Genomic DNA, 21,561 nt, shown 5'->3' with positions numbered 1-21,561 from the left:
GCCCAGGTAAGAATCAGCCCGATGGTACGGCAACGGCTTCACTTCGGACAGTCACCGGCCGCCGCGGCGATCCGAGCGTCGTGGTCCGACGACCGACGGTGCGCCCTACCCGCCGTGGGCTGCTTTTCGCGCCGGTAGCGGTTACCCGGGTGGCGTCGTCGGTGGCAGCGGCAGCTCGACGGCGGCCGGCTCGCCGAGCCGTACCGTGGAGTGGGCCGGCGGCTGCTTCTCGACCCGGGGTAGCCGACTGTGCAGCCGGCCCTGCCCGGCCGGATCCGGCCGGGCGGTGACCTCGCAGGTCACCATGTGGATCGGTGGCGGTGGTGGGGTGAACCGGCCGGTACCCCAGCGCAGCCAGAGCGGTATCCGGCCGGCGTCCGCCTCGGCGAGCAGCTTCTCCCAGGTACGGCGACGCGTGCCGTGGTCGATCTCGACGACGACCGGCGGCCCGTCGGCGCGGGCGCAGGCCACGTCGAGCACCGACTGCTGGGCGGACATCGGCGGCGGCAGCGGCAACACGCTCGGCGCCCGCCGGTAGACCCGCCAGCCGCACCCACGCGCCCAGCCGACCACGGTGTCGATCAGCCGGGCGGTGACCTGGTCGGTGGTCAGGTCGGTGAAGGTGACCAGGTCGATCTGCTCCGCCAGCGACACCGCCAGTCGTTGCCCTTCCTCGCCGACCGCCATCGCCGCAGGGTAGCCACGGCATCGTCCGCCCCGATCGGCGGGGGCGCCGACACACCGCCCCGCCGGCCGGGGCCGGCCGGGATGGGGCGGCTCAGCGCAGTTCCTGGATGCGGATCAGGTTGCCGGACGGATCGCGTACGGCGCAGTCACGCAGCCCGTACGGCTGCTCGGTCGGCTCCTGGACCACCTCGACGCCGGCGGCCTGGATCCGGTCGAAGGTCTTGTCCAGTTCCGGGGTGGCCAGCAGGATGCCGGCGTAGGTGCCCTTGGCCATCATCTCGGCGATGGTGGCGCGTTCGTCGGCGGTGATGCCGGGGTCGACGGCCGGCGGCGTGAGGACGATGGACGTGTCGGGCTGGCCGGCGGGGCCGACGGTGAGCCAGCGCATCCCGCCGTGCCCCACGTCGAGGCGGACCTCGAAGCCGAGGATGTCGCGGTAGAAGGCCAGGGCCGCCTCCGGGTCGGTGTGCGGCAGGAAGCTCGCGTTGATGGTGATGTTCATGCTGGTCACGCTAACCGCGCCCGGGCCGGCGACGCTTCTCGAATCCTGATCGACACGCGTCATCTGCCGACGTAGCTCGCCAGGTGCTCGCCGGTGACGGTGCGGCCGGTGGCGACGAGATCGGCGGGGGTGCCCTCGAAGACGACCCGGCCGCCGTCGTGGCCGGCGCCGGGACCGAGATCGATGATCCAGTCGGCGTGCGCCATGACCGCCTGGTGGTGCTCGATGACGATGACCGACTTGCCGGCGTCGACCAGCCGGTCGAGCAGTCCGAGCAGGTGCTCGACATCGGCGAGGTGCAGGCCGCTGGTCGGCTCGTCGAGGACGTAGACGCCGCCCTTCTCGGCCATGTGGGTGGCCAGCTTGAGCCGCTGGCGTTCGCCACCGGACAGGGTGGTGAGCGGCTGGCCGAGGCTGAGGTAACCGAGCCCGACGTCGACCAGCCGGGCCAGGATGGCGTGCGCGGCCGGCGTACGGGCCTCGCCGCTGCCGAAGAACGCCTCGGCCTCGGTGACGGACATGGCCAGCACCTCGCTGATGTTCCGTCCGCCGAGGTGGTACTCCAGCACCGCGGCCTGGAACCGCTTGCCCTCGCAGTCCTCGCAGGTGGTGGCGACACCGGCCATCATGGCCAGGTCGGTGTAGATGACGCCGGCACCGTTGCAGGTGGGGCAGGCACCCTCGGAGTTGGCGCTGAACAGCGCCGGCTTCACCCCGTTGGCCTTGGCGAAGGCCTTGCGGATCGGTTCGAGCAGGCCGGTGTACGTCGCCGGGTTGCTGCGCCGCGAGCCCCGGATGGCGGTCTGGTCGACCGCGACCACGCCGTCGCGCCCGGACACCGAGCCGTGGATCAGGGAACTCTTGCCCGAGCCGGCCACCCCGGTGACCACGACCAGCACCCCGAGCGGGATGTCGACGTCGACGTCGCGCAGGTTGTGGGTGGCCGCGCCACGGATCTCCAGCGCGCCGGTGGGCGTACGCACACTCTCCTTGAGGATGGCCCGGTCGTCGAGATGCCGGCCGGTGAGTGTGCCGCTGGCCCGCAGTCCCTCGACGGTGCCCTCGAAGCAGACCGAGCCGCCCCCGGTGCCGGCGCCGGGTCCGAGGTCGACGACGTGGTCGGCGATCGCGATGGTCTCCGGCTTGTGCTCGACCACCAGCACCGTGTTGCCCTTGTCCCGCAGCCGCCGCAGCAGGTCGTTCATCCGGGCGATGTCGTGCGGATGCAACCCGACCGTCGGCTCGTCGAAGACGTAGGTGACGTCGGTCAGCGACGACCCGAGGTGGCGGATCATCTTGGTGCGTTGCGCCTCACCGCCGGAGAGCGTGCCCGACGGCCGGTCGAGCGAGAGGTAGCCGAGCCCGATCTCCACGAACGAGTCGAGGGTGTGTCCGAGCGAGGCCAGCAGTGGCGCCACCGACGGTTCGTCCAGCGACCGGACCCATTCGGCGAGGTCGCTGATCTGCATCGCGCAGAGGTCGGCGATGTTGCGCCCGTCGATCTTCGAGGACCGGGCCAGCTCGCTGAGCCGGGTGCCGCCGCAGTCGGGGCAGGTGGCGAAGGTGACCGCCCGGTCCACGAAGGCGCGGATGTGCGGCTGCATGGCCTCCCGGTCCTTGGCCAGGAAGGACTTCTGGATCCGGGGGATCAGGCCCTCGTACGTGACGTTGATGTTGTCGACCTTGATCTTGGTCGGCTCCTTGTAGAGCAGGTCGTTCAGCTCGCGCTTGGTGAACTTGCGGATCGGCTTGTCCGGGTCGAAGAAGCCGCAGCCGCTGAAGATACGGCCGTACCAGCCGTCCATGCTGTAGCCCGGAATGGTCAGGGCGCCCTCGTTGAGCGACTTGCTGTCGTCGTAGAGCGCCGACAGGTCGAAATCGCTGACCCGACCCATGCCCTCGCAGCGTGGGCACATGCCGCCGGTGATGCTGAAGCTGCGCCGTTCCTTCGTCGGGTTACCGCCGCGCTCGACGGTGACCGCGCCCGCGCCGCTGATCGAGGCCACGTTGAAGGAGAACGCCTGCGGCGAGCCGATGTGCGGTTGCCCGAGCCGGCTGAACAGGATCCGCAGCATGGCGTTGGCGTCGGTGACCGTGCCGACCGTCGAGCGGGCGTTGGCGCCCATCCGTTCCTGGTCGACGATGATCGCGGTGGTCAGCCCGTCGAGCACGTCGACCTCGGGTCGCGCCAGGGTCGGCATGAAGCCCTGGATGAAGGCGCTGTACGTCTCGTTGATCAGCCGCTGTGACTCGGCGGCGATGGTGCCGAACACCAGCGAACTCTTGCCCGAGCCGGAGACTCCGGTGAACACCGTCAGCCGGCGCTTGGGGATCTCGATGCTGACGTCCTTGAGGTTGTTCTCCCGTGCGCCGTGCACCCGGATCAGGTCGTGACTGTCGGCGACGTGCGGTGACGGGGCGCCCGTGCTCGTGGTCCTGCTCATCGATTTCTCCATCCCCGTAAGCGTCCGTGTCCGCCGGTCACGCTAGCCGCGGCCGGCTCACCGCGGCTTCTCGAATCCTGATCGGCCGGGTCACCTGCCGCGACACGCACGAGGGCATCTCGGCCGGCCCGGAGAGCGCCTGACGCCGGTAGGTGCTGGGTGGCATGCCGACCAGCTCGGTGAACCTGGTGCTGAAAGTGCCCAACGACCCACAACCGACCGCGAAACAGACCTCGGTGACGCTGAGGTCCCCCCGGCGCAGCAGCGCCATCGCCCGTTCGATGCGCCGGGTCATCAGATAGGCGTACGGCGACTCGCCGTAGGCGAGCCGGAACTGGCGGCTGAGGTGTCCGGCCGACATGTTCACCCCACGGGCCAGCGCCTCGACGTCGAGCGGCTGCGCGTACTCGCGATCGATGCGGTCCCGGACCCGGCGCAGCCGTGCCAACTCACGAAGCTGCTCGTCGGAGGCTCTGCTGGTCACTTGCGAAATCGTGCCACGGCGCCGGATGGTTGCCCAGCTTCGACGGCCGCGAAAGCGGCGGCGCGCATCTGGCCCTGCGCACCGGAATGAGGTTCGATGACGGTATCGCGCAGTTGAGACGAAGACACCAAAAGGTTTTGTGTAGTTCCTACAACCCGACCGCGCAGGGTTCGGCGGTTACGGCATGGCGCTGCCGGTTCGCAGGCAGAACAGTGTTCACTGCCGGGGCTGCCGTCCTTCGGCAACGTTCGTCACAGGTCTACCGGAGGGGTCGGTCGGGTGTTCAGCCGTATCGCCATCGTCAACCGTGGAGAAGCCGCCATGCGGCTCATTCACGCGGCCCGAGAACTGGCTGCGCAGACCGGGACACGGATCGAGACCGTCGCCCTCTATACCGACGTCGACCGCACCGCCACCTTCGTGCGGGAGGCGGACATGGCCTACGAACTCGGCCCCGCGTCGGCCCGGCCGTACCTCAACCTGGCGACCCTGGAACGCGCATTGGTGGCGACCGGGGCCGACGCGGCGTGGGTCGGATGGGGCTTCGTCGCCGAGGATCCGGCGTTCGCGGAGCTGTGCGAGAAGATCGGCGTCACCTTCGTCGGGCCGAGCCCGGAGGCGATGCGCCAGCTCGGTGACAAGATCGGCGCGAAGCTGATCGCCGAGCAGGTCGGCGTGCCGGTCGCGCCGTGGAGCCGGGGCGCGGTGGAGAACCTGAACGCCGCGCGGGCCGCCGCCGCCGAGATCGGCTATCCGCTGATGCTCAAGGCGACCGCGGGCGGCGGTGGGCGCGGCATCCGGGTGATCACCAGCGAGGCCGAGCTGGCCGACGCGTACGAGCGCACCAGCCAGGAGGCGGCACGGGCGTTCGGCAGCGGAGTCGTCTTCCTGGAGCGTCTGGTCACCGGCGCCCGGCACGTCGAGGTCCAGGTGATCGCCGACGGTCAGGGCACCGCCTGGGCCCTCGGGGTACGCGACTGCTCGGTGCAGCGACGCAACCAGAAGATCATCGAGGAGTCCGCCTCGCCGGTGCTCAGCGCGGCGCAGGCCGCCGAACTCAAGTCGTCGGCCGAGCGGCTGGCGCTCGCCGTCGGCTACCGGGGAGCGGCGACCGTCGAGTTCCTCTACCACCCCGGTGACCGGCTGTTCGCCTTCCTGGAGGTCAACACCCGGCTACAGGTCGAGCACCCGATCACCGAGTCCACCACCGGCTTCGACCTGGTGAAGGCGCAACTGTGGGTGGCCGCGGGTCGGCGGCTGGAAGGTGAACCGCCCGTCGAGCGGGGACACGCCATCGAGGCCCGGCTCAACGCCGAGGATCCCGACCGGGACTTCGCCCCCTCCCCCGGTCGGGTCGCCCGGCTGGACCTGCCCGCCGGGCCGGGCATCCGGGTGGACACCGGCATCAGCGAGGGTGACACCATCCCGGCCGACTTCGACTCGATGATCGCGAAGATCATCGCCTACGGTCGTGACCGCGACGAGGCGCTCGGCCGGCTACGTCGGGCGATGGCCGAGACCACGGTGATCATCGAAGGTGGCGCGACCAACAAGAGCTTCGTACTCGACCTGCTCGACCAGCCCGAGGTGATCGACGCCAGCGCGGACACCGGCTGGATCGACCGGATCCGGGCCGCCGGTGGGCTCGTCGGGCACCGGCACTCCGCCGTCGCGCTGGCCGCCGCAGCCATCGAGGCGTACGAGGAGGAGGAGCGCGGCGAGCGGCAGCGACTGCTGGCCACGGCGGCCGGCGGACGCCCCCAGGTGCAGCACGTCGGCGGCCGACCGTTGGACCTGAAACTGCGCGGTGTCGGCTATCGCATGCGGGTGGCGCGCACCGGCGCACACCGGTTCCGCGTCGGGATCGAGGCCGGGGACGAGGTCCGTACCGCCGACGTCGAACTCGACCGGTTCGACCGGCACACCGGGCAGATCGTCGTCAACGGCGCTCAGCACCGCCTGCTCACCGGGACACACGGGCCGATCCACCTGGTCGAGGTGGACGGTGTGACGCACCGGATCAGCCGCGACGAGGGTGGCGTGGTCCGGGCACCCATGCCCGCGCTGGTCGTCGCCACGCCGCTACCGGTCGGCGCCGAGGTCGAGGCGGGCGCGCCGGTGCTGGTGCTGGAGGCCATGAAGATGGAGACGGTGCTGCGGGCGCCGTTCCGGGCGCGACTGAAGGAATGCGCGGTCTCCGTGGGCAGCCAGGTGGAGGCCGGCACCCCGCTGCTGCGACTGGACCCGATCGCCGACGACGACGCCGAGCCCGGCAACGATCCCGCCGGCCCCGCCGTCGAACTGGACCTGCCCACCGCCCCCCGGCAGATCCCCGCGCTGGAACGCACCCGGCGCGGCCAGGAGGACCTGCGCGGTCTGCTGCTCGGCTTCGACGTCGACCCGCACGACGACCGGCGGGTGCTCGACGACTACCTCGCCGCACGGCAGGTGGCCACCGAGGACGGTCATCGGCCGCTGGCCGAGGAACTCGACCTGCTCAACGTCTTCGCCGACCTCGCCGAGCTGAGCCGCAACCGCCCCACGGGCGAGGACGGCGGCAGCGCCCACGTGCACAGCGACCGCGAATACTTCCACACCTACCTGCAAAGCCTCGACGTCGAGCGGGCCGGCCTGCCGGCCACCTTCCAGGCCAAGCTGGCCCGGGCGCTCGGGCACTACGGCGTGGTCGAGCTGGACCGCTGCGCCGAACTCGAAGCCGCCGTCTTCCGGATCTTCCTCGCCCAGCAGCGGGCCTCCGCCGACGCCGCCGTCGTCACGGCGGTGCTGCGCGCGTGGCTGCGGGAGCCGCCGCCGGAGGAGGCGCTGCGCGAGCCGATCGGTCTCGCGTTGGAGCGGCTGCTGTCGGCCACGCAGGTCCGCTTCCCGGTGATCGCCGACCTCGCCCGCGGTGTGGTCTTCGCCTGGTTCGCCCAGCCGCTGCTGCGCCGCAATCGGGCCCGGGTCTACGCCGAGGTCCGCAACCACCTGCGCCATCTGGACGCGCACCCGGACGCGCCGGACCGGGACGAGCGAATCGCCGCGATGGTACGCAGCACCGAGCCGCTGGTCCGGCTGCTCGGCCAGCGGCTGCTGCGCGACTACCTCGACAACACGGTGATGCTGGAGGTGCTGACCCGGCGGTACTACGGCAACAAGCAGCTCATCGGTGTACGCACTCACGAGGTGGCCGGCTGCACGTTCGTGGTCGCCGAACGCGCCGACTCGTCCCTGGTCTCCACGGCGGTGGGCTTCGACGCGTTGGGCGGCGCCCTGCGCGGGCTCGCCGAACTCGCCGCCGACGAGGAGGCCGTCAACGCGGACATCTACCTCTCCTGGGAGAACCAGCCGGAGGACTTCGACGCGATGGCGACGGCGCTGCTCGCGGTGGTCAACGAGCAGCCACTGCCGCCGCAGGTACGCCGGCTCACCACCACCGTCGCGGGCAGCGGTGGGGCGGTCATGCACCACCACTTCACGTTCCGTCCGGCGGACACCGGGATGGCCGAGGAGCGGTTGATCCGTGGCCTGCACCCGTACATCGCGCAGCGGATGCAACTGGAGCGGCTGCGCAAGTTCGACCTGACCCGGCTGCCGTCGGCGGACGAGGAGGTCTACCTGTTCCAGTGCGTGGCCCGGGAGAACCCGTCCGACGATCGTCTCGTCGCGTTCGCGCAGGTACGCGACCTGACCGAGCTGCGCGACCACGACGGGCGACTGGTCGCGTTGCCGACCACCGAGGACGCGGTGGCGGCCTGCCTCGACTCGATCCGCCGGGCCCGGTCACTGCAGTCGTCGAAGACCCGTTTCAACACCAACCGCATCGTGATCTACGTGTGGCCGCCGAGCGGTCTGACCCGCGCCGAGATGGAGATGATCGCCGGGCGGGTGCGTCCGACGACGGCGGGCGCCGGGCTGGAGGAGATGCTGTTCATCGCGCGGCAGCGGGACCGCGCCACCGGCCAGTTGATCAAGGTCGGGATCCGGATCACCTTCGACGCCACCGGCGGTGCCGAGCTGACCGTCGGCGAGCCGCCGGTCGAGGCGATCGAGCCGCTCGACGATTACCGGCTGAAGGTGCTGCGGGCCAGCAGCCGCAACACCGTCTACCCGTACGAGTTGACCCGGCTGCTCGGCGACTTCGTCGAGTACGACCTCGACGAGACCCACACGCTCGTGCCGGTGGACCGGCCGAAGGGCCGCAACAGCGCGGCGATCGTCGCGGGTGTGGTCAGCACGAAGACCGCCCGGCACCCGCAGGGCGTCACCCGGGTGATCCTGCTCGGCGACCCGACGAAGGCGCTGGGCGCGCTGTCGGAGCCGGAGTGCCGCCGGGTGATCGCCGCGCTGGATCTGGCCGAGCGGATGCAGGTGCCGCTGGAGTGGTACGCGCTGTCCGCCGGCGCCCGGATCTCGATGACCTCGGGCACCGAGAACATGGACTGGGTGGCGGCGGCGCTCAAGCGGATCGTCGAGTTCACCCAGGACGGCGGCGAGATCAACATCGTGGTGGCCGGCATCAACGTCGGTGCGCAGCCGTACTGGAACGCCGAGGCCACGATGCTCATGCACACCAAGGGTGTGCTGGTGATGACGCCGGACTCGGCGATGGTGCTCACCGGCAAGCAGTCACTCGACTTCTCCGGTGGCGTCTCCGCAGAGGACAACTTCGGCATCGGCGGCTACGACCGGGTGATGGGCCCGAACGGGCAGGCGCAGTACTGGGCACCGAACCTGCCCGCGGCGCGCGATGTGCTGATGGCGCACTACGACCACACGTACGTCGCACCGGGCGAGTCGGCGCCCCGGCGTACCGGCACCACCGACCCGGTCGACCGGGACATCTCGGACTTCCCGCACTCGGTGGCCGGCAGCGACTTCAGCACGGTGGGCGAGATCTTCTCCGCCGAGGCCAACCCGGACCGCAAGAAGCCGTTCGACATCCGTACGGTGATGCGGGCCCTGTCCGACCAGGACCACCCGATCCTGGAGCGGTGGGCGGGGATGGCCGACGCGGAGACCGCAGTGGTGCAGGACGTGCACCTCGGTGGTATGCCGGTGTGTCTGCTCGGCATCGAGTCGCGGGCGGTGCCGCGCCACGGCTTCCCACCCACCGACGGCCCGGACACCTACACCGCGGGCACGTTGTTCCCTCGGTCGTCGAAGAAGGCCGCGCGGGCGATCAACGCGGCCAGCGGCAATCGCCCACTGGTGGTGCTGGCCAACCTGTCCGGCTTCGACGGCTCGCCGGAGTCGATGCGCAAGCTGCAACTGGAGTACGGCGCCGAGATCGGCCGGGCGATCGTGAACTTCCGTGGGCCCATCGTGTTCTGTGTGATCTCGCGGTACCACGGTGGCGCGTTCGTGGTCTTCTCGAAGGCGTTGAACCCCAACATGACGGTGTTGGCGCTGGAGGGTTCGTTCGCCTCGGTGCTGGGTGGCGCACCGGCCGCCGCCGTGGTGTTCGCCCGCGACGTCGACGCGCGTACCGCCGCCGATGCCCGCGTACGGGACCTTCAGGCCCGGGTCGTCGCCGCCTCCGGCGCCGACCGTGCCGCGTTGACCGCGGAACTCGACGAGCTGCGCTCGTCGGTGCGAGCGGAGAAGCTCGGCGAGGTGGCCGCCGAGTTCGACCGGGTGCACAACATCCACCGTGCGGTCGAGGTCGGCTCCGTCGACGCCGTCATCCGCGCGGCCGAGCTGCGGCCCCGCGTCATCGAGGCCATCGAGGCGCACCTGCGTTAGGTCGCTCACAGCAGGGCCGGCTCACCGCCGGCCCTGCCGGTGGCGGCGTAATTCGACCGCCCCACCGACCCCGGCAGGGGTGATGCGGCAGTGACCCGCTCGGCCGCGGGTGCCGGTTAGGCCAGCGACAGGAACAGCTTCTCCATCTGGTCGAGGTTGGCCTTCCGTTCCTCGCCCGGTGCGGCGGTGACGCACTGCTGGAGACCACTCGCAATGATCTTGAATCCGGCGCGGTCCAGGGCGCGCGACACGGCTGCGAGCTGAGTCACCACCTCGGCACAGTCCCGCCCGTCTTCGAGCATGCCGATGACGCCACGGATCTGCCCCTCTGCGCGGCGGAGTCGCTTGATCACATCACCGACCGCGTCTTCGTCCACCTGCATGTTCCCCCCTCTCGATCAGCGCAAATCAACAGTACACCCGGGGGTATACGCCCGACCTGCACCCATCGGCACTCTTCGTCGGTTTGCCGTCGCCGGCCGGCTCGGACATACTCGATTCATATACCCCTGGGGGTATCCACGCCTACGGATCGAGGGAGTGCCACAACATGAGCACCAAGAACACGTCACCCGCCATCGACGTTGCCACCGCCCGCGCACTGATCGCCAACAACCCTGACACGCTGATCGTGGATGTGCGTACGCCCGGGGAATATGACAGCGCCCACGTGCCCGGCTCGATCAACCTGCCGCTGGACCAGGTCGACGCGCACCTGGGGCGGATCGTCAACGACGCCGGCGGTCGGATGCTGCTGATCTGCCAGTCCGGCGCCCGGGCCAGCCAGGCCTGCACCAAACTGGTCAACGCCGGACTGCCTGCGGCCACCGTGGTCACCGGGGGGATGAACGCCTGGATCACCGCGGGCGGCCCGGTCGAGCGGGGTCGTGAGCGGTGGGGCCTGGAGCGCCAGGTGCGCCTGGTGGCCGGCGTCATCGTCCTGCTGTCGATCGTGATCAGCATCTGGGTGCCGGCGGCGCGGTTCGTGGCCGGGTTCATCGGGGCCGGCCTGACCTTCGCCGCGCTGAGCAACACCTGCGCCATGGGCATGATGCTGTCCAAGCTGCCGTACAACCGTGGTGCCGGCTGCGACGTGGACGCCTCCCTCGCCCGGCTGCGCGAACCGGGGCTGCGGGCATGAGTTCGGCCTACCCCCGGCAGGATCGCACCGGCCTGGCCCGGGTCGTGCCACTGGTCGGCTGGTTGCGCCACTATGACCGGAACATCCTCCGCCACGACCTGACAGCCGGTCTGACGGTGGCCGTCATGTTGGTGCCACAGAGCATGGCGTACGCCACCCTGGCCGGAATGCCGCCGGTCACCGGCCTGTACGCCTCGATCGTGCCGCTGGTGGTCTACGCCCTGCTGGGCACCTCCGGCTCCCTCGCTGTCGGTCCGGTGGCCATCACCGCCCTGATGACCAGCGCGGCGTTGGCTCCCCAGGCCGACGGTGACCCGGCCCGGTACGCGGCGCTGGCCGGTCTGCTCGCCCTGCTGGTCGGCGCCATCCAGGTGCTGCTGGGCGTGCTGCGGCTCGGGGTGCTGGTCAACTTCATGTCCCATCCGGTGCTGTCCGGGTTCACCTCGGCGGCTGCGATCGTCATCGCCGCCAGCCAGGTCAAGGACCTGTTCGGGCTGAACATGGGCCGCGCGGAGACCTTCCCGGAGATCGTGGCGGCGCTGTGGGGCGCGGCCACCACCGCCCACGGACTGACCGTCATCGTGTCGCTGGTCAGCGTCGTCGCGCTGGTGCTGCTGCGCCGGTACGCACCACGGTTGCCCGGCGCGTTGCTCGTGGTCGCCAGCATCACCGCGGTCAGCGCCGCGCTCTCGCTCGGCGATCGAGGCGTCAAGATCCTCTCGAACGTGCCGGCTGGCCTGCCGGTGCCCGCCCTGCCGACCCTTTCCGGCCAGGACGTCCAGGCGCTCCTGCCGGCGGCGATCGCCATCGCGCTGGTGGCGTACCTGGAGGGCATCGCGGTGGCCAAGACGCTCGCCGCGAAGTCCCGCCAGCAGGTCGGCCCGGACCAGGAACTGGTGGCGGTGGGCGCGGCCAACGTGTCGGCCGGACTGTTCCAGGCGTTCCCGGTGGCCGGCGGCTTCTCCCGCAGCGCGGTCAACTTCTCCGCCGGTGCCCGTACGCCGGTGGCGACGCTGGTGACCGCGGCGATGGTGGCGGTCACCGCGCTGGTGCTGACACCCGCCTTCCACCACCTGCCCCGGGCGGTCCTCGCCGCGATCGTGGTGGTCGCCGTGCTGGGACTGGTCGACGGCAGGGGTGCGGCCACCGCGTGGCGGGTACGCCGCACCGACGGTCTGGCACTGGCCCTGACCTTCCTGGTCACCCTGCTCCTCGGGGTCGAGCCGGGACTCGCGGCAGGCGTGGCGTTCAGCCTCGGGGTCTTCCTGTGGCGCTCCGCCCGGCCGCACACCGCCGAACTCGGCCGGGTGCCGGACACCGACCGGTACCGCAACGTGCAGCGGTTCACCGGCCTGCTCACCGACCCGCGATTCGCGGTCGTCCGGGTCGACGGTCCGCTCTACTTCGCCAACGCCCAACGTCTCTCCGATCAACTGCTCGCCCTGGCCGAGCAACGGGCGGGCCTGACGGCCATCGTGCTGGACGCCAGTGCGATCACCGACATCGACACCGACGGCGCGACCGCCCTGGCGGAGCTGCGCGAACGGCTCGCCGGGCACGAGGTGGTGCTGCACCTGGCCACCGTCCGGGGACCGGTACGCGATCTGCTCGATCGCGCCGGGGTGTGGCAATCGGTCCGCGACGCGGGCCATGTGCACCCCGACATTCCCACCGCCCTGGCGGCGGCCGAAGGCGCCGCAGCCTTCGGAGCGGCCGGGGACCGGGCCACGTTCGCGATGGTCGGTAGCAGCACGGATGACGCCCAGGAGGTGCGATGACCAGGCCGCAGCGTTTCGCCACGATGGTCACCTGCATCGACGGGCGCATCCAGCGCCCGCTCGACGAGTGGGTGCGCCGACACCTCGACGTCGACTACCTCGACACGATCACGGAGCCGGGACCTGAGGCGGTGCTGGCCACGACCGGCGAGCAGCGGCTGACCGCCGTGCTGGAGAAGGTGGCGGTGTCGCAGCAGGCTCATGGCAGCGGCACGCTGGTCATCGCCGGGCACGCCGACTGCGCGGGCAATCCGGTGTCCGTCGACGAGCATCATGACCAGCTCCGCCTGAGTGTGGCCCGACTCGCGCGACGGTTGCCCGACACCCGGATCCTCGCGGTGCACGCCGGCCAGTGCGGGGAGCGCTGCTGGGATCCCGAACTCGTCGTCGAGGTGTCGCCTGCGCCCCGGCCGCCTGCGTAACACGACCCGGGTACGGGCTGCACGAAGTTGCGTTGGTCACGACTGTCATTCAGATACCCCCGGGGGTATACATTAGGAGCGGTACATCAGCCGCCATCACTGTGAAGGAGTTGGCAGAAATGCTGTTCACCCAGTACTACCTGGACTGCCTGTCCCAGGCGTCGTACCTGATCGCCGACGAGAGCACCAAGCGTGCCGTACTGGTCGACCCTCGTCGGGACATCGACGAGTACCTCGCCGACGCCCGCGCCCGCGGCCTGACCATCGACGGGGTGATCAACACCCACTTCCACGCCGACTTCCTCGCCGGCCACCTGGAGGTGGCGGCGGCCACCGGTGCCTGGATCGGCTACGGGCACCGGGCCGAGACCGAGTACCCGATCCGCAAGCTGCGCGACGGGGAGCGGATCAGCCTCGGCGAGGTGACCCTGGAGATCATGGAGACCCCGGGCCACACCCCGGAGTCGATCAGCATCCTGGTCCACGAGCACGCCGACGACCCGGTGCCGTACGGGGTGCTGACCGGCGACGCCCTGTTCATCGGGGACGTCGGCCGCCCCGACCTGCTCGCCTCGCTCGGCGTGACCGCCGACGAGTTGGGCCGGATGCTCTACGACAGCGTCCAGCGCAAGCTGATGAGTCTGCCGGACGAGGTCCGCGTCTTCCCGGCCCACGGTGCCGGTTCAGCCTGCGGCAAGAACCTGTCCACCGAGCGGCAGTCCACCATCGGCGAGCAGCGTCGCACCAACTACGCCTGTGCCCCGATGAGCGAGGAGCAGTTCGTCGCCCTGGTCACCGGCGGGCAGCCGGCCGCGCCCGGCTACTTCGCCTTCGACGCCGTGCTCAATCGCAAGGCCCGCGAACTGTTCGACCCGACCCGGGCCGCCCGCCCGCTCACCGCGGCCGAGTTCGCGCAGGCCCACGCCGAGGGCGCGGTGGTGGTCGACACCCGCGACCCGCAGGAGTTCGCCACCGGCCACCTGCGGGGTGCGGTCAACATCCCGGCGGACGGCCGGTTCGCCGAGACCGCCGGCAGCGTCCTCTCGCCGCAGGGCCGCGTGCTGGTGGTGGCGCCGCAGGACCGCGAGGAGGAGATCGTCGTACGCCTCGCCCGGATCGGCTTCGACCAGGTGCTCGGCTACCTCCGCGAGCCGGAGGCCGCCTTCCTGGAGATGATCGCCGAGATGACCCGGGCCAGCCGGGTCACCGCCACCGAGTTGCGCGAGGCGCTGGAACGCCCCGAGCCGCCCGTGGTGCTCGACGTCCGTAACGCGGGCGAACGGGAGCAGGGCGCCGTCGAGGGCTCACTGCACATTCCTCTCGCCGAGTTGACCCGCCGCCTCGACGAGGTGCCGGCCGACCGGCCGATCGTGGTGCACTGCGCCGGCGGCTACCGTTCCTCGGTCGCAGCCAGCCTGCTGCGTACCGCAGGCCGGGTCGACGTCTCCGACCTGCTCGGCGGGTACGGCGCCTGGCAGTCGCTGCACGCCGCCGCGCGCTGAGTGTCCGGCCGGTCGGGGGCGGGTCGCTACGACGCCCGGCCCCGACCGGCCGCCTTGCTCAACAGCCTGGCCACGGCCAGCGGCAGCAGGTGCAGCACGCCGACGAGCAGGAGCACCAACGTGAGGATCTGGCCGACGCCGAGCCCTTGCAGCGCCAGCACCAGCGCGGCGCAGGCGCCGGTGGACAGCACATGCCAGCCGAGGCGCCGCACCACCGACCAGGTGGAGGCGTCCGGCTCCGGCTTGTCGACGCCCGGTCGCAACGCGCTGACCGCCGCGCCGATCGCGACCAGAAGGGCCACCTGCACCGCCCAGAGGGCAACCCCGCCGACGCCGGCTCCGTCGGTCACCGATGGCGCGACGAGAGTCGTCACCGCGAAGACGACGAAGGCGGGCAGCGCGACGAAGACGAACGCCGTCGCCGCTGCCCGCGCAGCCCGTCTCGGCCGGCTCGGCTGCGGCTGGACCTGTTGCTCGACACTTGTGAGAACGTCCTCTGAGGCCCACACGAGGTTGGTGACCGCAGGCCTACCGGGCTGTGAAGCTGGCATGCGCTCAGCCTAAGTTCGGCCGTCAATCTCCCACCGCCCGATGTGGGCCGGACAGCCGCCACCCGACGCCGCCGCTCTCGTTCGCCCTGGCGGCTCGCGGCCTTGACCTGTGAGATTCCCCTCCGTGCGCCGACCCGATAGCCTGCCGGTGCGGGACCTTGCCGCGGAGAGCCCAGCCGACGCAGAATGCGCGGTTCGGACACGAGAGCGAGCAGGGTACCGACTGTTTCCGGGATTGCCTTGAGTGTGCGTTGAGTATGGGTGGGTTGTTGTGGCTTCAGTGGGCAAGATAATTCGATTCGACGAGGTGCGCGGCTACGGCTTCATCGCGCCGTCCGCCGGCGGCGAGGACGTCTTCGTGCACGCCAACGATTTCGGCGAGCACCGCCATCTGGTACGAGTCGGCCTCCCGGTCGAGTACGAGGCCGTGGACAGCGATCGTGGTCTGAAGGCCGCGTCGGTGCGAATCGTCGAGTCGGAGGCGACGGCGATCGGTGGCGAACGTCGGCTCCGCCCCCGCGTCGAGGGCGACGAAGAGTTGTGCGATGTGCTGTCCCCCGCCGAGTTCACCGGCGCCGTGACGGAGATGCTGCTGCGGTGCTCGCCGTCGTTGACCGGCGCCCAGATCATCGCGGTACGGGAGCGGTTCGTCGAGTTCAGTCGCTCACACGGCTGGGTCGACGGCTGACCGACCCGTCGGATCGGTCAGCGGGTCCGGTGGGCCTACCTGACGACGACCGGTGCCACGCTGGACGCCCAGACGAGGCGTGGCTCGTAGTGGGAGAGCAGATCGACGACGGCCTGCTCGGCCTCCTCGGGCACCAGTACGTCCAGCCGTAGCCTGGCCAGCAGCGGCTGCTCCTGCCAGTAACCCCGGGGCAGCACCTGCTGCGCCGTTCCCTCGGTCGCCGCAGTGGTGTCGGAAACCGTGAGCGAGATCGCGCCGGCAGCGAGCAGTTCCTCGCGCAGCAACCCGCTGTCGGCCACCCGGGACGGGTCGAGCAGCGCGCTGACCAGCTTGACCTTTTGCCCGGCCGACACGGGTGAGGCAGCGGCACCACCAGACCCGGCCCGCCCGGTCCGTCGTTGCGGTCCCCCCGGCGCGGCCAGGCTCGTCACACCGCCCAGGTGGTAGGCGTCGGTGCCCTGCTGCGCCTGATCGAGCCGATCCTGGTCCTTGTCGGGCACCCGCAGCCCGACCACCGCCTGGATCCCGGCGGCGATCAGCCAGGTCAGCACGAACGAGAAGACCACCACGCTGACCACCCCGACGAGCTGGTACCACAGCAGGCTCCCGCCACCACCGAGGAAGAGGCCGTCCCGGCCGAGCGGGTTGATGCCGTTGTCGCCGAACAGGCCGAGCAGCAGCGAGCCGAGCATGCCGCCGACGAAGTGCACCGCGAGGACGTCCAACGCGTCATCGAGGCGCAGGAGGTACTTCAGCCGGAGCGCGAAGTGGCAGACGAGGCCGGCGATCGCGCCGATCGCGATGGCGGAGAGCGCGTTGACGTACCCGGCCGTCGGGGTGACCGTGGCAAGCCCCGCGACGGCGCCCGACACACCACCGACCACCGTGCTGTGGCCGTCCTTGACCCGTTCCACCAGCAGCCAGACGAGCATCCCGGCGGCGGCGGCGAGATGGGTGTTGATCACCGCTTGGGCGGCCACCTGATTGGCCTGGAGCCCGTCACCACCGTTGAAGCCGAACCAGCCGAACCAGAGGATCCCGGCGCCGAGGATGGTCAGCGGGATCGAGTTGGGCGGTGCCGCCGCGTGCGGCCAGTGCCTGCGTCGGCCGACGACCAGCAGTACGGCGACGACCGCCGCGCCGGCACTGGCGTGCACGACCATCCCGCCGGCCCAGTCCTGCGTGCCGAACTTCGCCAACCAGCCGCCGGGATGCCAGAGCCAGTGCGCGATCGGCGCGTAGACGACGATGGACCAGATCGCCAGGAACAGCACCCAGCCGCCGAACTTCAACCGGCCGGCGGTGGCCCCGGTGACCAGCGCGGGCGTGATGACCGCGAACATCATCTGGTAGGCGACGAACGCCAGCGCCGGAATGGTGATCCGCCCGTCGACCACGTGCAGATGTGGTGCGGGCGGCACCTTCAGGTCGGTCAGTCCGAGCAGTTCGAGGTTGCCGAACAGACCGCTGCCCGCGTCGTCGCCGAAGGCGATGGTGTAGCCGACCAGCACCCAGGTGAGGCTGACCACGCCCAGGGCGATCATGTTCTGCTGCAACATCGCCAGGACGTTGCGGCTGCGCACCATTCCGCCGTAGAAGACAGCCAGGCCGGGCGTCATGAACAACACCAGCCCCGTGCAGACCAGCACCCAGGCGGTGTCGCCCGGATTCACCGCGATATCAGCAGGCACGACCTGCCCCTTTCTGCCGACGACCTCAGACCGAACGCCGGACGGATGACACGACGGTCTCCTTGACCCGTTCGTGATTGGGTACCGGAGCGAAATGCCGGTCGGGCAGCAACAACAACCAGGTGGCGACGTTGAACGGGCCGGTCAGCACCGGGATGCCCAGCGGGGTCAGCATGCTCGCCATCGCCATCTGGATGAACAGCGTCAGGGCGATGCCGAACAGGGTGTACCCGGTCACCAGCAGGCCGGGCCGGTGCAGCACCGCACCCACGGCGATCGCCGTCAGCACGGCGTTGAAGCCGAACAGCCCCTTGTCGAGGCTCGTGGCGTCGGCGCCGAACCAGAGCGCGAGCAGCGTCGCTCCGACGGTGCCGACGATGGCGAAGACCGCCGACCAGCGGGAGTTGATCAGCAGTGCGATGACGATGAGCAGGCCGCTGACCCAACTGTTGATCAGAAAGACCTGGGAGATTCCGCGCAGGAAGATCGGCACCAGGTCCCAGTCGAAGTACCCGCCGGTCACCGTGCCCTCGCCGGGAAACTTCGGCGTCAGCTGGGTCATCACGGTGAACCGGTCGAACTGATACGCGGCCAGCAGCAGCACCCAGGTGGTGAGTACGAAGGGGAAGGTGAACGCGGTCAGGCCCCAGCGTTTGAAGACGGCGTTCAGGGCGAGCGTCACGACCGTGGTTCCCGCCGCGCCGAGCACCAGGTAGAGCCACATCAGCGGCCGGTGGTCCAGGAACGTCGGCACGGCGATGCCGGTCAAGAAGGGGCTGAAACCGAACAGTCCCTTGCGCCAGGAGGCCCGGTCGACCTGAAGCGCCAACGCGGTCGCGGTGCCGACGACCAACCCGAGCACAGCGCCGCCGAAGACCCGGGGGTGACCGCTGTCGAACGCACCCCAGGCGACCGCGATGAGGATGACCACGCCGGTGAGCGGATTGTTCTGGAACACCACCTGCGCCGGTCCGCGCAGGCAGGCGTCGATGAACTGCACGAGCGGGTTGCGGTCGGCCAACCCGTTCCAGTCCTGCGCGATCGCCACCACGTCGATCTCCTGTCAGGTCAGCGCCAACTGAAGGCCGGCGGGAAGGTGCAGCCGACCACCTCTTCGCGGGCCGCGGCGCAGAAGGCACGCACCGCCGCCCGGACCGGCTCCGTCTCCCGGCCGAGGACCTTGCAGACCAGACCCGCGTCGTTGGGCAGGCGACTGACCGCGGTGGCCAGTGGTGTCTGCTCGTCCCAGACGGGGGTGGCGGTCCGTTCGTAGACGCGCGCGGCCCGCTCGGTGTCGGTCAGCAGCATGACGTTGCCGAAGACGTGGAACTGGTCCATCACGCCGATCCGGTCGACCGGAAACTGGCCGGGAGAGATGACGAACTTCTCCACGAACAGCCCTCGCCCGTCGGGCCGCTCCGCCCGAAGCTGGGCGGAGAAGAGGTCGTAGGCGAAGATCTCCCCGTCGCGGTAGTACTTGCGTCCGGGTTGCAGCACCTCGGCGTAGAGCAGGGTGGCGCTGGTCGGCAGCCGTACCCGGGTGTGGGAGACGAACCTGCTGCGTCGGAACGGAATCACCGGCTCCGGGAGGAATTCCAGATAGGCGTCCTCGGCGAGGGTGATGTTCTGCTGCTGGGTGCCGTAGTTGGCGTCCATCTCCTGGATCTTTGTGGCGGCCTGGGTGACCAGGTGCGCCTGCGCCTCGGGGCCCAGGTCGACGTCCATGGACAGCCGATCGCCCTGGAGCACCCCGCCCGAGGTGGTCAGGATCATCACGCACGGCAGCCCGGGCATCTCCTCGTCCCAGTAGAGCGCCCGCTGCACGAGCAGCGGCGACTGCCGGTAGAGGTCGCGCAGGATGGTCCGGTCGCCGCGCCGTTCGAAGCCGAGCCGCAGCACCCCGACCTTGCCGTTGGCGGCGGCGGGCAGCTGGGCCGGTTGATCCTGGTACGGCGCCAACTCCCGGACCAGGTCCAGGGAAGTTGTCATGCCAGCACTTCGGCGTCGAAGAGCACGTTGCGGCGTACCAGGTCGACCAGCTCGTCGATGCCCTCGCCGGTCTTGCAGTTGGTGAAGACGAACGGCTTGCCGTTGCGCATCAACTCCGCGTCGCGTGCCATCACGTCCAGGTCGGCATCGACGTACGGCGCCAGGTCGGTCTTGTTGATCACCAGGATGTCGGACTTCGAGATTCCCGGACCGTTCTTACGCGGGATCTTGTCGCCGGCCGCGACGTCGATCACATAGATGAAGTAGTCGACCAGCGCGGGACTGAAGGTCAGGGTGAGGTTGTCGCCGCCGCTCTCGATCAGCACCACGTCGCTGTCGGGGAACTTCGCCTCCATGTCCTCCACCGCCGCCAGGTTCATGCTCGGGTCCTCACGGACGGCGGTGTGCGGGCAGGCGCCCGTTTCGACGCCGACAATGCGCTCCTCGACCAGCACTCCGGTCAACGCCCGCCGGACGTGCTTGGCGTCCTCGGTGGTGACCACGTCGTTGGTGATGACGAGGACACGGAGCCCCTGTTCCACCAGGCGGGGCACGACAGTTTCGATGATCGCGGTCTTGCCGCTGCCCACCGGGCCACCCACGCCGATACGGCTTGCTGACTTCATCTGTGCTCGACCCTTCTCGAAACTTCTTGTTCAGCTCATGAACATGCGTACGTGTGCGTGCTGGTGCGCGGCGGCCAGGATGTCCAGCTGCGGGGCGAAGCCCTGCATGTCGTCGAGGGTGGCGCCACGGATCTCCTGGTAGTCGTCGTCGACGCGCTCGTTGACCGCGAAGAGGATCGACTGTGCGTCGAGGTGGTCCACCCGCAGCAGCCGGATCGCCGCGCTCAGCACCATCGACGCGGCGCCGTACTGGTGGGCCGCGAAGGCGCCCTGTTCGTCGATGCCGAGTTCGGCGAAGAGCACACCGAGTGCCACGGGATAGGTCACCGGGACGACGCTGTCGGTCTCCCCGGCCCGTTCCTTGAGCAGGGATTCACCGATGATGCGGTTGGCGGCCTCGGCCAGCTTGCGGCCCATGCGTACCGACATGGTGCGCATCTCTTCGTTGATTTTGCGGAGATGGACCGCCTCGTCCGCCCGCCGGATCTGGTCCAGGTCGCCGACGGCCGCGCCGCGATGCCCGACGAGCACGGCGACGCCGTCGCCGGTCGCGGCGAGTCGGGTGATCGTCCGGACGAAGTCCTGCAGGCTGCTCCGGTCGTGCACGGTCCCGTGCTGGACGGCCATCTCCAGGCCGTTGGAGAAGGAGAAGGCACCGACGGGGAACACCGAGTCGCCGAACTGAAGAAGCCGCAACGCCTCGGCCATGGTGGGCACGGGACGACGCTCCTCAGTTCAGCTCGGCGGGCAGGTGCGAGTGCGGGGTGGAGTCCGCTCCGCCGAACAACCGCCGCGACTCGTGCGGGGCGAGGTAGGCGATGACCTCGGTGCCGGCGATGAACTCGTGCGAGATGCCGGTGAACGAGTGGGTACGCATCACCGAGTCCATGACCTTGCGGTCCACGGTCAGCGGCACGTACATCTTCGTGCCCTTCACCACCGCCGGCCAGTGCTGATTGCCGATGGCGTGACCGAGTTCCACGGCCGACCTGATCACCATGTCCAGGGACTCCCCGTGCAGCTTGTCGAGGTGCACGACCATCACCTCGCCGAGCGCGATCCGGGCCACCACCGCCGTCTCGGTGAGTTCGTCCCAGGCGAGGATGTCGCCGTCGCGCAGCCGTACCCCCCGGGAGAGCGTCAGCGCGAGTTCGGTGCCGAAGCTGGTCGACTTGCGCAGCCGGCTTTTCTGGGCCTCCCACTGGTCGAGGACCAGGTCGTCGACCTTGGCCTTGCTCAGCCGCTCGGTCCAGTCCGGCTCGGCCGCGTTGCCGAGCACCGCTTCCACGATCATGGGTCTTCCTTTCGGGCACG

18 protein-coding genes are annotated in these 21,561 nt (G+C 70.0%); 6 read left to right on the top strand and 12 right to left on the bottom strand.

What is annotated here, in order from left to right; all coding sequences use genetic code 11:
- Nucleotides 1-141: 141 nt before the first annotated feature.
- The 4 genes from AB0M35_RS12480 to AB0M35_RS12465 form a co-directional block, all read right to left on the bottom strand.
- The gene (locus AB0M35_RS12480; protein WP_363744591.1) at nt 142-687 is read right to left on the bottom strand and encodes a hypothetical protein; all 546 of its coding nucleotides are present in this window, start codon (nt 685-687) and stop codon (nt 142-144) included.
- Between the two features lie 91 nt (nt 688-778).
- Nucleotides 779-1,189, bottom strand: a complete 411-nt coding sequence (locus tag AB0M35_RS12475; RefSeq protein WP_363744589.1) for a VOC family protein — start codon at nt 1,187-1,189, stop codon at nt 779-781.
- A gap of 59 nt (nt 1,190-1,248) precedes the next feature.
- Entirely contained in the window at nt 1,249-3,633 is a 2,385-nt protein-coding gene (locus AB0M35_RS12470) for an excinuclease ABC subunit UvrA (protein ID WP_363744587.1), read from the bottom strand.
- Between the two features lie 37 nt (nt 3,634-3,670).
- Nucleotides 3,671-4,117 (bottom strand): helix-turn-helix transcriptional regulator, encoded by a 447-nt coding sequence (locus AB0M35_RS12465; RefSeq protein WP_363744585.1) that lies wholly within the window; start codon nt 4,115-4,117, stop codon nt 3,671-3,673.
- 279 nt (nt 4,118-4,396) lie between these two features.
- Between AB0M35_RS12465 and AB0M35_RS12460 the strand changes: the two genes are divergently transcribed.
- Nucleotides 4,397-9,859: a carboxyl transferase domain-containing protein gene (locus tag AB0M35_RS12460; RefSeq protein ID WP_363744583.1), complete on the top strand. Its 5,463-nt coding sequence runs from the start codon at nt 4,397-4,399 to the stop codon at nt 9,857-9,859.
- 116 nt (nt 9,860-9,975) lie between these two features.
- Here AB0M35_RS12460 and AB0M35_RS12455 read toward each other — a convergent pair whose 3' ends face one another.
- Entirely contained in the window at nt 9,976-10,242 is a 267-nt protein-coding gene (locus tag AB0M35_RS12455; protein WP_363744581.1) for a metal-sensitive transcriptional regulator, read from the bottom strand.
- 167 nt (nt 10,243-10,409) lie between these two features.
- On the opposite strand from AB0M35_RS12455, the gene AB0M35_RS12450 reads away from it, so the two are divergent.
- The 4 genes from AB0M35_RS12450 (at nt 10,410) to AB0M35_RS12435 (ending at nt 14,702) form a co-directional block, all read left to right on the top strand.
- Nucleotides 10,410-11,000, top strand: coding sequence for a rhodanese-like domain-containing protein (locus AB0M35_RS12450; protein WP_363744579.1), 591 nt, complete (start codon nt 10,410-10,412; stop codon nt 10,998-11,000).
- Nucleotides 10,997-12,778 (top strand): sulfate permease, encoded by a 1,782-nt coding sequence (gene sulP / locus AB0M35_RS12445; RefSeq protein ID WP_363744577.1) that lies wholly within the window; start codon nt 10,997-10,999, stop codon nt 12,776-12,778. The genes AB0M35_RS12450 and sulP overlap by 4 nt, the downstream gene beginning before the upstream one ends.
- Nucleotides 12,775-13,200 carry a carbonic anhydrase gene (locus tag AB0M35_RS12440; RefSeq protein ID WP_363744575.1) on the top strand — a complete coding sequence of 142 codons (426 nt, stop codon included), beginning with the start codon at nt 12,775-12,777 and terminating at the stop codon, nt 13,198-13,200. The genes sulP and AB0M35_RS12440 overlap by 4 nt, the downstream gene beginning before the upstream one ends.
- A 119-nt stretch (nt 13,201-13,319) precedes the next feature.
- The gene (locus tag AB0M35_RS12435; protein ID WP_363744573.1) at nt 13,320-14,702 is read left to right on the top strand and encodes a rhodanese-like domain-containing protein; all 1,383 of its coding nucleotides are present in this window, start codon (nt 13,320-13,322) and stop codon (nt 14,700-14,702) included.
- Between the two features lie 26 nt (nt 14,703-14,728).
- On the opposite strand, the gene AB0M35_RS12430 is transcribed toward AB0M35_RS12435, so the two are convergent.
- Nucleotides 14,729-15,253, bottom strand: coding sequence for a hypothetical protein (locus tag AB0M35_RS12430; RefSeq protein ID WP_363744572.1), 525 nt, complete (start codon nt 15,251-15,253; stop codon nt 14,729-14,731).
- Between the two features lie 271 nt (nt 15,254-15,524).
- Between AB0M35_RS12430 and AB0M35_RS12425 the strand changes: the two genes are divergently transcribed.
- Nucleotides 15,525-15,941 (top strand): cold shock domain-containing protein, encoded by a 417-nt coding sequence (locus tag AB0M35_RS12425; RefSeq protein ID WP_363744570.1) that lies wholly within the window; start codon nt 15,525-15,527, stop codon nt 15,939-15,941.
- Nucleotides 15,942-15,976: 35 nt separating this feature from the next.
- Here AB0M35_RS12425 and AB0M35_RS12420 read toward each other — a convergent pair whose 3' ends face one another.
- Genes AB0M35_RS12420 through ureE form a run of 6 tightly spaced genes read right to left on the bottom strand, consistent with a single transcriptional unit; the run spans nt 15,977 to nt 21,541 of the window.
- Nucleotides 15,977-17,632 (bottom strand): ammonium transporter, encoded by a 1,656-nt coding sequence (locus tag AB0M35_RS12420; RefSeq protein ID WP_363744568.1) that lies wholly within the window; start codon nt 17,630-17,632, stop codon nt 15,977-15,979.
- 25 nt (nt 17,633-17,657) lie between these two features.
- Nucleotides 17,658-18,683, bottom strand: coding sequence for an urea transporter (gene yut / locus AB0M35_RS12415; RefSeq protein ID WP_363744567.1), 1,026 nt, complete (start codon nt 18,681-18,683; stop codon nt 17,658-17,660).
- Between the two features lie 17 nt (nt 18,684-18,700).
- A complete protein-coding gene (locus AB0M35_RS12410; RefSeq protein WP_363744565.1) occupies nt 18,701-19,621 on the bottom strand; it encodes an urease accessory protein UreD in 921 nt (306 codons plus the stop codon).
- Nucleotides 19,618-20,247 (bottom strand): urease accessory protein UreG, encoded by a 630-nt coding sequence (gene ureG, locus AB0M35_RS12405; RefSeq protein WP_363744563.1) that lies wholly within the window; start codon nt 20,245-20,247, stop codon nt 19,618-19,620. The genes AB0M35_RS12410 and ureG overlap by 4 nt, the downstream gene beginning before the upstream one ends.
- Before the next feature lie 30 nt (nt 20,248-20,277).
- Nucleotides 20,278-20,955, bottom strand: coding sequence for an urease accessory protein UreF (locus AB0M35_RS12400; RefSeq protein ID WP_363745191.1), 678 nt, complete (start codon nt 20,953-20,955; stop codon nt 20,278-20,280).
- A gap of 22 nt (nt 20,956-20,977) precedes the next feature.
- Nucleotides 20,978-21,541, bottom strand: coding sequence for an urease accessory protein UreE (ureE, locus tag AB0M35_RS12395; protein ID WP_363744561.1), 564 nt, complete (start codon nt 21,539-21,541; stop codon nt 20,978-20,980).
- Between the last annotated feature and the right edge of the window lie 20 nt (nt 21,542-21,561).

The sequence above is a fragment of the Micromonospora sp. NPDC051196 genome (genome assembly GCF_040682415.1).
In the GTDB taxonomy this organism is placed as follows: domain Bacteria; phylum Actinomycetota; class Actinomycetes; order Mycobacteriales; family Micromonosporaceae; genus Micromonospora.
The sequence above is the reverse complement of the archived record's forward strand: the minus strand, read 5'-3'. Positions and strand labels throughout refer to the sequence as shown.

Excerpts from the sequence above, each read along its gene's own strand:
- AB0M35_RS12480 (WP_363744591.1), bottom strand. The coding sequence starts at position 687 with ATGGCGGTCGGCGAGGAAGGGCAACGACTGGCGGTGTCGCTGGCGGAG.
- AB0M35_RS12475 (WP_363744589.1), bottom strand. The coding sequence starts at position 1,189 with ATGAACATCACCATCAACGCGAGCTTCCTGCCGCACACCGACCCGGAG.
- AB0M35_RS12470 (WP_363744587.1), bottom strand. The coding sequence starts at position 3,633 with ATGAGCAGGACCACGAGCACGGGCGCCCCGTCACCGCACGTCGCCGAC.
- AB0M35_RS12455 (WP_363744581.1), bottom strand. The coding sequence starts at position 10,242 with ATGCAGGTGGACGAAGACGCGGTCGGTGATGTGATCAAGCGACTCCGC.
- AB0M35_RS12450 (WP_363744579.1), top strand. The coding sequence starts at position 10,410 with ATGAGCACCAAGAACACGTCACCCGCCATCGACGTTGCCACCGCCCGC.
- sulP (WP_363744577.1), top strand. The coding sequence starts at position 10,997 with ATGAGTTCGGCCTACCCCCGGCAGGATCGCACCGGCCTGGCCCGGGTC.
- AB0M35_RS12440 (WP_363744575.1), top strand. The coding sequence starts at position 12,775 with ATGACCAGGCCGCAGCGTTTCGCCACGATGGTCACCTGCATCGACGGG.
- AB0M35_RS12435 (WP_363744573.1), top strand. The coding sequence starts at position 13,320 with ATGCTGTTCACCCAGTACTACCTGGACTGCCTGTCCCAGGCGTCGTAC.
- AB0M35_RS12430 (WP_363744572.1), bottom strand. The coding sequence starts at position 15,253 with ATGCCAGCTTCACAGCCCGGTAGGCCTGCGGTCACCAACCTCGTGTGG.
- AB0M35_RS12410 (WP_363744565.1), bottom strand. The coding sequence starts at position 19,621 with ATGACAACTTCCCTGGACCTGGTCCGGGAGTTGGCGCCGTACCAGGAT.
- ureG (WP_363744563.1), bottom strand. The coding sequence starts at position 20,247 with ATGAAGTCAGCAAGCCGTATCGGCGTGGGTGGCCCGGTGGGCAGCGGC.
- AB0M35_RS12400 (WP_363745191.1), bottom strand. The coding sequence starts at position 20,955 with ATGGCCGAGGCGTTGCGGCTTCTTCAGTTCGGCGACTCGGTGTTCCCC.
- ureE (WP_363744561.1), bottom strand. The coding sequence starts at position 21,541 with ATGATCGTGGAAGCGGTGCTCGGCAACGCGGCCGAGCCGGACTGGACC.